Origin of the sequence: Campylobacter sp. TTU-622 (assembly GCF_016598965.1) — a bacterium.
GTDB lineage: Bacteria > Campylobacterota > Campylobacteria > Campylobacterales > Campylobacteraceae > Campylobacter_D.
In genome coordinates this window covers 1-11,075 of sequence record NZ_JAENKR010000046.1, presented here as the reverse complement: position 1 = coordinate 11,075, position 11,075 = coordinate 1, and the positions used below count along the sequence as shown (strand labels likewise).

6 protein-coding genes, 1 tRNA gene and 2 pseudogenes are annotated in these 11,075 nt (G+C 27.3%); 4 read left to right on the top strand and 5 right to left on the bottom strand.

Annotated features, from left to right (window positions below):
• The first annotated feature begins 48 nt into the window (after positions 1-48).
• A complete protein-coding gene (locus JG677_RS05405) occupies positions 49-987 on the top strand; it encodes a tyrosine-type recombinase/integrase (protein WP_200285555.1) in 939 nt (312 codons plus the stop codon).
• Positions 988-1,086: 99 nt separating this feature from the next.
• On the opposite strand, the gene JG677_RS05400 is transcribed toward JG677_RS05405, so the two are convergent.
• The 3 genes from JG677_RS05400 to JG677_RS05390 form a co-directional block, all read right to left on the bottom strand.
• Positions 1,087-1,299: a hypothetical protein gene (locus JG677_RS05400; protein ID WP_234284642.1), complete on the bottom strand. Its 213-nt coding sequence runs from the start codon at positions 1,297-1,299 to the stop codon at positions 1,087-1,089.
• Between the two features lie 147 nt (positions 1,300-1,446).
• The gene (locus JG677_RS05395; protein WP_200285553.1) at positions 1,447-2,646 is read right to left on the bottom strand and encodes a tyrosine-type recombinase/integrase; all 1,200 of its coding nucleotides are present in this window, start codon (positions 2,644-2,646) and stop codon (positions 1,447-1,449) included.
• Between the two features lie 224 nt (positions 2,647-2,870).
• Positions 2,871-2,957 (bottom strand) — tRNA-Leu (locus JG677_RS05390).
• 288 nt (positions 2,958-3,245) lie between these two features.
• Here JG677_RS05390 and flgL point away from each other — a divergent pair.
• Together flgL and JG677_RS05380 are read left to right on the top strand one after the other, a co-directional pair.
• Positions 3,246-5,501: a flagellar hook-associated protein FlgL gene (flgL, locus tag JG677_RS05385; RefSeq protein ID WP_200285551.1), complete on the top strand. Its 2,256-nt coding sequence runs from the start codon at positions 3,246-3,248 to the stop codon at positions 5,499-5,501.
• Positions 5,502-6,244: 743 nt separating this feature from the next.
• Positions 6,245-8,437, top strand: a pseudogene (locus JG677_RS05380) (DNA translocase FtsK); the annotation flags it as partial.
• Between the two features lie 36 nt (positions 8,438-8,473).
• Here JG677_RS05380 and groL read toward each other — a convergent pair.
• Positions 8,474-10,111 (bottom strand): chaperonin GroEL, encoded by a 1,638-nt coding sequence (gene groL, locus JG677_RS05375; protein WP_200168943.1) that lies wholly within the window; start codon positions 10,109-10,111, stop codon positions 8,474-8,476.
• Positions 10,112-10,129: 18 nt separating this feature from the next.
• On the bottom strand, positions 10,130-10,390 hold the full coding sequence (gene groES / locus JG677_RS05370) for a co-chaperone GroES (protein ID WP_200168944.1): 261 nt from the start codon (positions 10,388-10,390) through the stop codon (positions 10,130-10,132).
• Between the two features lie 159 nt (positions 10,391-10,549).
• Here groES and JG677_RS05365 point away from each other — a divergent pair.
• Positions 10,550-11,075 (top strand): annotated as a pseudogene (locus tag JG677_RS05365) (hypothetical protein); the annotation flags it as partial.

Below are 11,075 nucleotides of genomic sequence, written 5' to 3'. Positions count from 1 at the left end.
ATATAACATAATATATAATTATGTTATATAAAAAGGGAATAAAATAAAATGAAACTTAAAAACTCTACTATAAATGAAGATTTAGAGCGTTGGATAGATGCTTATTTAAATCATATTCAAGCATTATCTTATTCAAAGAATACTTTTTTACTTTATAGACGTATTTTATTAGAATTTGTAGAATATTCTTTAGATTATCAAGATGAAATGTCTATAAGCGATATAAAAATAACATTTTTGGTAAATTTTCTTAATTATTTAGAAAATAATACAAAAAATGGTAATAAATTATCTAAAAAAACAAAAATGACTTATTTAAGAGCATTAACTAGCTTTTTTTCTTTTATAAGTGATAATAATGATGATTTATTTATTTTCTCCTTTGATATGAAAAAAATAAAATTTAGAACAGAAAAAGCGGAAGAGAAATTGAATTATCTTAATGAAAATGAAATTATAAGATTAAATAATGTTTTAGAAAAAGAAAAAGAAAGAAAAGAAGTTTATAATAGTTTTAGAAATGCTTTATTGATTAAACTTATGCTTTATGCTGGACTTAGAATTTCTGAAGCATTAAATATAAAGCTTTGTAATTTTGAAGAAGTTGATGATGATATATTAAGAATATCCATAATAGGCAAGGGCGGTAAAGAACAATTTGCTTTTATTAAAAAAGAAGAAATTGATGATGAACTTGAATATTTTAAAGAAAATATTCAAGATGATGAATATATCATGCAAACTAGTACAGGAAAACATTTAAATAGAAGTAATGCTTTTTTGATTATAAATAAAATTTATGCAAAAGCTCTAATAAACAAAAAAGGACTTCATTTGCTTAGGCATACTTTAGCAATGAGATTAACCGCTAAAGGAATAAACCTTGTAGTAATTCAAAAAATATTAAGGCATGCAAATTTAAATACAACAACTATATATGCAAAAGCAACAAATGATACAATAAAAACTGCATTATTGAATAATTGAATTTGATTTCTTGTTAAATTAATGGTTTAAAGTAAATTTTAAATGATTTTTAAAATAAGCATATTTAATAGACTTCTTTTAGAAGTCTATTAATTGATATTAAAATTTCTCTAATAAAAGACGAGGTTCTCCTCCAAGCGTTTTTATAAAATTTGCAATTCTTGCTTGTATAGTTTCTATATTATGATCACCTAAACTACCTAAAATATAAAATAGCTCTTCAAAAATTTCTTCCTCATTAAATTTAATATCCTCAATAACAAGATTAGAGACTTGACTATATTTTTGTAATTCATGATAAATTTTAACCAAAATTTCAATTTTTTGTAAGTTATGTTTTGCTTTTGAAAAAGAATTTAAGTATTTTATTAAGATTTTTATGAGTTTAATTCTATTATCTTGATTTTCAAAAAACTCAATCCCCCGCCCCCATAAACGTTTTTTTTACATTTTCTTTTTTCATATTATTCCTTTCAATTTGTCGATATAATCACTCCACCATTGCATTAAGAATTTTCTATCATTTACTCTTAAGCTTCTATTATAGGCAGCTTTAACTTTATTTCTTTCTCTGTGATCTAGGCATAATTCTATAACTTCACTATCTTGTCCGTGTAAATTTTTGAACTCATAGAGCAAAGTTGAAGCCGTTGTTCTAAAACCATGAAAAACCATTTCTTCGCCAAAACCTAATCTTTTAATAGCTTGATTTAATGTATTTTCACTTATAGTTTTAGACTTACTTATATCACTTGGAAAAACATATTTTGAATGATGAAATGAAAAAGGTTTGATAAATTCAAATAATTTTATAACACTATTGCTTAATGGTATAACAAATTCTTCACCTCCTTTCATCTTATTTGCTGGTATAGTTATTTTTGAATTTTTAAAATCTATTTCACTCCATTCTAAATTTCTAATATTAGCGCTTCTCAAAAATAAATATGAACTAACTTGCAATGCCACTTTTGTAAATATACTTCCATTGTAATTTTCTATTGCAAATAACAGTTCCTTAAATCTTTCTTCATCAGTAATAGCTCTAAGATTTTGTCTTTTAGGAGAGCCATAAAGAGTTTTTATATTTAAAGTTAAAATATTACTGTTTTCTATATATTCTTTATTAACTGCATATAATAACATTCTCCTTAGCCCTAGAAATACTCTTTTTATTGTTTCAAATTTGCCTTCTGCATAAAGTCTATCAAAAATAGGAAATATGTCATTTTTAACAATTTCATTAATCTTTTTATCTTTGTATTTAGAAATAATATGATATTCTAATCTTTTCGCCAAATTGTAAGAAGTATTATTTTTATAAAAAATTTCATTCCATTCATCAAAAATTTCTTTTATAGTTTTTGAATTTCTTATATCCTCTTTTTGAATTTGTTCTTTTGGATTGATTTTTTGCGCTAACATGTCATTAAAAATGTTTGCTTTTTCTCTTGCATTTGCTAGAGTGATTATTGGATATTTTCCTATTTTAATACTATGTATTTTTTTATTTAGTCTATATCTAAAATAGAAAAAAACAATAGTACCTTTTAGTGAATTTTTTGCTTCAATATAAAGATTTTTGGTATAAGCATCTTTAATATAAGTTCTTTTTTCAACAATTAAATTTTTAAGTTGTTTATCATTGATAATAATCATATTTTTTTTAATCTTTCTCAGTTAAAAAGTATATGTTATTTTTTAAATATAAAATTTAACATATACTATAGCATATACTTTTAAAATTGTCAAAAGAGATTAATTGAGATTAATTGAGATAAGTTTAGATTAATTGAGATATTTTGAAAGCATTTATTTATAGTGTTTTATTTATCATTTGAGATTAATTGAGATAAGTTTAGATTAATTGAGATAAGAAGTAATGGTGCCCAAGGTCGGACTCGAACCGACACAAGGTTGCCCTTACTAGATTTTGAGTCTAGCGCGTCTACCAGTTTCACCACTTGGGCTAAAATTGGAAATTATACTTTTTTTAGGTTAAAAAATGCTTTAAAAAGGTAAAAATGATTTTTTTATTAATAAAATTCTATGATTAAATATTTGTTTAAATGTAAATAAATACACTTAAAAGTCGATAGTTATAAAGTTTGCTAATAAAATTTTTATAAAGATATTAAATAATAAAAAATGAAATTTCTATAAAACTATCGATAAATTATTTTTTTGGAATATTTATTGCTTATTTGGTTTTTAGCAATATTTGAAAAGATAATTATCAATTTATCAAGGAATTATAAATGAGAGTTACCAATAAATTAAATTTTACAAATTCGATTTCTAACTCTATGAATGGTCAAAATGCTTTGTATAAAATATCTCAACAAATTTCTTCAGGTCTTAAGATACAAGATTCTTATGAAGATGCGAGTGCTTATATTGATAGTACTAGGCTTGAATATGAGCTTAAAACTTTACAGCAAGTTAAAGAAGCAACACAATCTGCTCAAGAAATGACTCAAAATAGTATGAAAGCTTTACAAGATATGGTAAAACTTTTGGAAGATTTTAAGGTTAAGGTAACTCAAGCTGCAAGTGATAGTAACTCTCAAACCTCAAGGGAAGCTATAGCAAACGAGCTAAAAAGAATCAAAGAAAGTATTTTACAGCTTGCAAATACAAGTATAAATGGTCAATATCTTTTTTCAGGTTCTCAAGTAAATAATAAACCTTTTGATTCAAATGGTAATTATTATGGAGATAAAAATAATATCAATGTCGTAACAGGCTCAGGAACAGAAACTCCTTATAATATCCCTGGTTGGGATTTGTTTTTTAAAGCAGACAATGACTATAAAAAACAAATTACAACAAATGTAAGTTTTACTGATAATCGTTACAATTTAAAAGAAGATCCTAGTAAAACAAAATACCTTGATGGTGATTCAAAATGGAGTCATTTGATCGGACAAGGATATGTTCAAGATGGAAAATTAGATCCAGATAAAGATTTTGATGATAAAGATTCAAAACTTAATTTTCCGCCAACTACTCTTTATGTTCAAGGAACAAGACCAGATGGAACAAGCTTTAAAAGTGCTGTGCTTGTAAATCCAGAAGATAGTTTAGATGATGTGATGGAAAATATAGGAGCGCTTTATGGAAATAGTGCAGACAATAAAGTAGTTGATGTAACTATAAATAATAGCGGTCAAATTCAAATTACTGATTTAAAACAAGGGAATAATAAACTAGATTTTCATGCAGTTGCTTATACTCCACAAATGGATACAACTGAAAATTTTAAACAAATGGAAAAATTTGTTAAAGATAATAATCTTAAAATGGATGATGTAACCAATGCTATAATGGAACAAGCAGCAAAAGGTGGAGATATAACAAATTTACAAACACCTGTAACAATTACTTTAAGAGCTCAAGATGGCACAACGAAAGATTTTACATTTAGTCTAGCACAAACAGATTTTATAAGAAGCAATATGACAGATTCTGATGGAAATAAAGCAAATGGTGCTGATTATGATAATGTGTATTTTGAAAAAGATGGTAATACTGTTTTTGGTAATGTTTCTCAAATCATCAAAGGAAGCAATGCTTATGCTACGGATTCCACAAAGCTTAGCGAGGTAATGGCAGGAGATAGTCTTAATACGACTTTAAATTTAAAAGTAAGTTCTAAGGGTGGAAATACTTATGATGTAACTATAAATTTACAAAATTCAACTGTAAGTTATCCAGATCCTAAAAACCCTAATCAAACTATCACTTTCCCTATAATGCATACAGATCCTGCTACAGGAAATAGTGGAGTGGTAACTCCTTCAAATGATATAACTTATAAGCAGTTAAATGACGTTATAGCGCTTTTTGCTTCAGATAAAGCTCCAACTCAAAGCATTAACGTGGATAATGGAAAAATTAGTGCAAATGATTACAATAGTTTTCAACAAAATTTAAGTGATTCAAAATCTTTAGTTGATGTTAAAATGGACTATAAAGGACGCATTAGTGTAACAGATAAGCTTTCTTCAGGAACAAATATAGCGATTTCTTTAAGTGATTCTGCTAGTGGAACATTTCCACAACCTCCTTTTACTCATACATCAACTATAACTTCTGGTCCGAATTTTTCTTTTAGTGCTAATAATTCTTTAGTTATAGATGAGCCTAATGTGGATTTGATTAAAGATCTTGATATGATGATTGATGCTGTATTAAGTGGCAATATGAGAGCAGATGCTGATTCAAGTGATCCAAGAAATACAGGTATGCAAGGAGCATTAGAAAGACTTGATCATTTAGCAGATCATGTAAGTAAGCTAAATACTGTTATGGGGGCTTATCATAATACTATAGAAGATACTAATACTAGAGTAACTTTTTTAAGCGTAAATGTAGAAAGTATTAAGTCAAATGTTATTGATATTGATTATGGCGAGGCTATAATGAATCTTATGCAAACTCAACTTGCTTATCAGGCTTCATTGAAAGCAACTTCTACGATTTCTCAAATAAGCTTGTTAAATTATCTATAAAATCTTTTATGTTATAATGACTTCTAAATTTAATTTAAGGATATAAAATTAAAAAAGAAGTCATTTTTTTAAGCTCAACTTTTGTTATTTTTTATCTTTGTTTGTGTATGTTTATACCTTCTATGAGTATTTTTTTATATAAATTTAATATTTTATTGTTTGGAAAATTTAGCTATTTTTATCCATTTTTTTTAATGGTTATTAACTATATATACTACAAAAGGCATTATAAATTAGAAAATTTTAAAAGAAGTGAAATTTTTGGATTTTGTTTTGTATTTTTTTCTATAATGCTTTTATTTGCTATTTTTTATCCTAATGAAGGCTATGTTTTAAAATTATTATATAAGCTTTTTTCATTCTTTTTTGGACATATATTAAGCGGATTGATCGCTTTATTCTTTTTGCTTTTATCTATTATTTTACTTTTTCCAAGTTTTACTAAAGAAGTTTTTAATCTCGAATTAGATTTTAGCAAATTTCTTTATTTTGAATCTAAAATAAAAGCTTTGTTTATGGATGTTTTTGGAGGAGAAAAAGAAGAGGTAGAGAGTAAAAATTCTAAAACTCCTATTTTTAAATTTAGTTCTCAAAATACTTTAGAGTCTTCTGAGAAAGCAAAAGATAATTCCATGGCAAAGCAAGCTCAAGAAAGCAAAAATTTAATAGAAAATATACCTGCAAAAAAAGAAGAGGTTGATAAAATTAAAAAAGAGGAAAATATAAATGAGAATATTGAAATCATAAATGAATCGAAAAGTTTTATATATGAAACTTCAAAAGAAATTGAAAATTTTGCTAAAAAAGCAAGTAGAAGTAGTATTAGTTTAGACGAAGAATTAAATTTTATTTTACAAGAAGAGGCAGATATGATTCCTGAACGTTTTTTAAAACCTAAAAAAATTGAAGATTTTAAAGATCAAATTGATGAGAAAAGTAATCTTGATGAGCCAAGTTATAAGCGTAAAAATATAGAAATTTCTTTACAAAAAAATACCAATAAACCTAAGATTTTTGAAAAAGAGCTTGAACTTAGAGAACAACTTTTACAAAAGGCTAAACTTGAAGAAGAATATAAAATTTATCAAAATCAAATTTTAGAAAATCGCGTTAAAGAAGAAATTGAAATTCTTGAAAAAGAAGAAAATTTAAACATACTTCAAGGAAATAAATATACTATCAACGATCAATATGAAAATAAAGAAGTTGCACCAATAAAAGAAGAAAAACAAGATGTTATTCCTATGGTAGAAGAATTAAATACCCCATATATTCCACAAACTCCTATTGTAAAAATAAGCGAAATTAAAGAAGAGTCTTTTTTGCCTCAACAAAGAACTTTTGAAAACAAGATTGAACAAGAATTAGAAGAAAATTTAGATCAAGTAAATCTAAGTCAAAACAATGATATAGAAGAGGTGAATTTAAATAACACTGAGAGAAATGAATTTTCTAAAAGTGTTTTAATCAAAGAAATAGAGCTAAACCAGCAACTTTTAAAAGATATAGAGCAAGGAGAAATTCAAAAACCAAATGATTTTAGACTTCCTTCTTTTGAATTTTTGGCTAATCCTATTCATCTTAAACAAGATATGGATGAAAATGAAATAGATAAAAAAATTTATGATTTATTAGAAAAGTTAAGACGTTTTAAAATAGGCGGAGATGTCATTAGCACTTCTGTTGGACCTGTGGTGACCACTTTTGAATTTAGACCAAGCGCAGATGTTAAGGTAAGCCGTATTTTAAATTTACAAGATGATTTAGCTATGGCTTTAAAAGCAAAATCTATACGTATTCAAGCCCCAATTCCAGGTAAAGATGTAGTAGGTATAGAAGTTCCAAATGAACAAATCCAAACAATTTATTTAAGAGAAATTTTAGAAAGTGATGTATTTCAAAACGCAAAAAGTTCTTTAGCGATTGCTCTAGGTAAGGATATAGCAGGTAATGCTTTTATAACAGATCTTAAAAAGCTTCCGCATCTTTTGATCGCAGGAACTACAGGAAGTGGAAAAAGTGTGGGTATAAATTCTATGCTTTTGAGTTTGCTTTATAGAAATTCTCCTAAAACTTTAAGGCTTTTAATGATAGATCCAAAAATGCTTGAATTTAGTATTTATAATGAAATTCCACATTTATTAACCCCAGTAATTACAGATCCTAAAAAAGCTATTATTGCACTTTCAAATATGGTAGCTGAAATGGAGCGTCGCTACAGATTGATGGCTGATGCTAAAACAAAAAATATAGAAAATTATAATGAAAAAATGAAAGAAAATGGTTTAGAAACTTTACCTTTCATTGTAGTGATTATTGATGAATTAGCAGATTTGATGATGACTGCTGGAAAAGATGTTGAATTTTATATAGGGCGTCTTGCACAAATGGCAAGAGCTAGTGGGATACATTTAATCGTTGCAACCCAGCGTCCTTCTGTGGATGTTGTAACTGGGCTTATCAAAGCTAATTTGCCAAGCAGAATTTCTTATAAAGTAGGGCAAAAGATCGATTCTAAGGTAATTTTAGATGCTATGGGTGCTGAAAGTTTATTAGGACGTGGAGATTGTCTTTTCACTCCTCCAGGAACAAGCTCTATTGTGCGTTTACATGCTCCTTTTGCAAGTGAAAGTGAGATTGAAAAGGTTGTAGATTTTCTAAAAGAGCAAGAAAGCGTTATATATGATGAGAATTTTTTAAAAGATTCTCAAGGAGCAAATAATAATGCTCAAGATTTTGATAACAACGATGAATTTGATGAATTATTTGAAGATGCTAAAAGAGTAATTTTAGAAGATCGCAAAACAAGTATTTCTTATCTTCAAAGACGTCTTAAAATAGGTTATAACAGAGCTGCTAATATCATTGAACAACTAAGTAAAGCAGGGATTTTAAGTGAGCCAGATTCTAAAGGACAAAGAGAGATTATTATTTAAAAGAGTCTAAAAATAGACTCTTTTTTGAGTGGTTGATTACATCATACCACCCATTCCTCCCATACCTCCCATTGCGCTCATATCAGGCATAGCAGGTTTATCTTCTTTTATATCGCTAATTGTTGCTTCAGTTGTTAAAAGCATACTTGCTACAGAAACCGCATTAAGTAATGCCACTCTTTCAACTTTAACAGGATCGATAATACCTGCAGCAAACATATCTACATATTCACCTTTGGCGGCATCAAAACCTGCATTTTCATCTTTATTATTTTCAACGCTATTTACAACAACACCTGCATCAAAACCTGCATTTTCAGCAATTTGTTTTAAAGGTGCTCTTAAAGCTCTCTCAACAATAGCAGCTCCAATTGCTTCATCACCTTTTAAATCAAGTTTAATTTTTGATTTTGCTTTGATTAAAGCTGCACCGCCACCTATAACGATACCTTCTTCAACTGCTGCTTTAGTAGCACTCAATGCATCATCTACGCGATCTTTTTTCTCTTTCATTTCTGTTTCAGTTGCAGCACCAACTTTAATAAGTGCAACACCGCCGCTTAATTTTGCAAGTCTTTCTTGTAATTTTTCTTTATCATAATCTGAAGTTGTTTCAGCAATTTGTGCTTTGATTTGATTGATTCTTGCATCAATATTTGCTTTTTCTCCACTACCATTAACTATAGTAGTATTGTCTTTATCTATAATAACACTTGAAGCTTGTCCTAAATCTTCTATACTTGCGCTTTCTAAAGTTCTTCCTAATTCTTCAGAAATAACTTCTCCGCCTGTTAAAATAGCAATATCTTCAAGCATAGCTTTTCTTCTATCACCAAAACCAGGAGCTTTTACTGCAGAAATATTTAAAACACCTCTTAATTTATTAACAACTAAAGTTGCAAGAGCTTCACCTTCAATATCTTCAGCTACGATTAAAAGAGGTTTTCCTGTTTTTTGAATTTGTTCTAAAATTGGTAATAAGTCTTTTAAACTTGATATTTTTTTATCATATAATAAAATATAAGGATTTGATAATTCTACTAACATTTTATCAGCATTAGTAATAAAATAAGGACTTAAATATCCTCTATCAAATTGCATACCCTCAACTACATTTAACTCATCATTAATTGATTTTGCTTCTTCAACAGTGATAACTCCATCTTTTCCTACTTTTTCCATAGCATCTGCAATCAAATTTCCGATTTTTTCATCAGAATTTGCAGAAATAGTAGCAACTTGAGCAATTTCTTTTTTATCTTTTACTTCGCGTGAAAGTTTTTTAAGCTCTTCTACGATAGCTTCGCAAGCTTTATCCATTCCTCTTTTTACTTCAATAGGATTAGCACCTGCTGTAATATTTCTTAAACCTTCTTTGAAAATAGCGTGTGCAAGAACAGTTGCAGTTGTAGTTCCATCTCCAGCTTGATCTGCAGTTTTGCTAGCAACTTCTCTTACAAGAGAAGCTCCCATATTCTCAAGACTATCTTTTAACTCAACTTCTTTAGCAACACTTACTCCATCTTTTGTAATACTTGGTGCTCCAAAACTTTTTTGAATTAAAACATTGCGACCTCTTGGCCCCATTGTTACTTTTACAGCATCGTTTAATTTTTTAACACCTTCATAAAGTTTATTTCTTGCTTCATCTGAAAAAATAATTTCTTTTGCCATTGTTTATCCTTTTTTTAATTATTTTAAAATTCCTAAAACATCATCTAAATTTAAAACAAGATACTCATTTGCATCAAGCTTAATTTCTGTTCCGCCGTATTTTGCGAATATAATTTTATCACCATTTGATATATCATTTACTTCTTTGCTTACTGCAACTACTTCACCCATTAAAGGCTTTTCTTTAGCATTATCTGGTATAATAATTCCTGAAGCAGTTGTTTTAGTTTCTTCTACTCGTTTAACTAAAACACGTTTTCCTAAAGGTTGAAAATTCATTTTGTCCATCCTTAATAATTTTTTTAGCACTCTTTTATTTTGAGTGATAAAATATTATTATAAAAAATGAAATTTGTCAATACTTTAAATAAAAATATTTATATAACTTTAGTCAGTTATAGTAAAGTTTATTTATAAATTAAATATTAAGGATAAATAATGAGAAAAATTTTTTATGGTATATTAGCCTTTATTGCTATAGTTTTTATTATATGTTATGTAATACTTTTTACATCATTTGGTAATAGTATTGTTTCAAATGTTGTTCAAAATAAAGTAAAACAAAATTTAGGCTTTGATTTAAATATTACTTATTTTAAACTAAGACCTTCTTCTTTGGAGTTAAAAACTGATTTAGCTAATATTGCACATTTTAATATCGATGGAAATTTAAGTCTTTTTAAATTATCTTTTGATCTTAATTATAATATCGCTTTACAAAAAGATTATGCTAAAAGTTTAGGTCTAAATTTAAATAAAAATCTGGAATTTAATGGAAAAGCTTATGGAAAAATAAGCGATTTTTTAGTTAATGGTAAAGGTTATTTTCTAGGCTCTAATGTAAATTTAGATTCTAGAATTTATGATTTTAATCCTATTGTTTTAAATTTAGATGCAAAATCTTTAAAGATTGAAGATATTTTAAGTCTTATTTCTATGCCTGCTTATGCTAAAGGTAATATAG

Excerpts from the sequence above, each read along its gene's own strand:
- JG677_RS05405 (WP_200285555.1), top strand. The coding sequence starts at position 49 with ATGAAACTTAAAAACTCTACTATAAATGAAGATTTAGAGCGTTGGATA.
- JG677_RS05395 (WP_200285553.1), bottom strand. The coding sequence starts at position 2,646 with ATGATTATTATCAATGATAAACAACTTAAAAATTTAATTGTTGAAAAA.
- flgL (WP_200285551.1), top strand. The coding sequence starts at position 3,246 with ATGAGAGTTACCAATAAATTAAATTTTACAAATTCGATTTCTAACTCT.
- groES (WP_200168944.1), bottom strand. The coding sequence starts at position 10,390 with ATGAATTTTCAACCTTTAGGAAAACGTGTTTTAGTTAAACGAGTAGAA.
- groL (WP_200168943.1), bottom strand. The coding sequence starts at position 10,111 with ATGGCAAAAGAAATTATTTTTTCAGATGAAGCAAGAAATAAACTTTAT.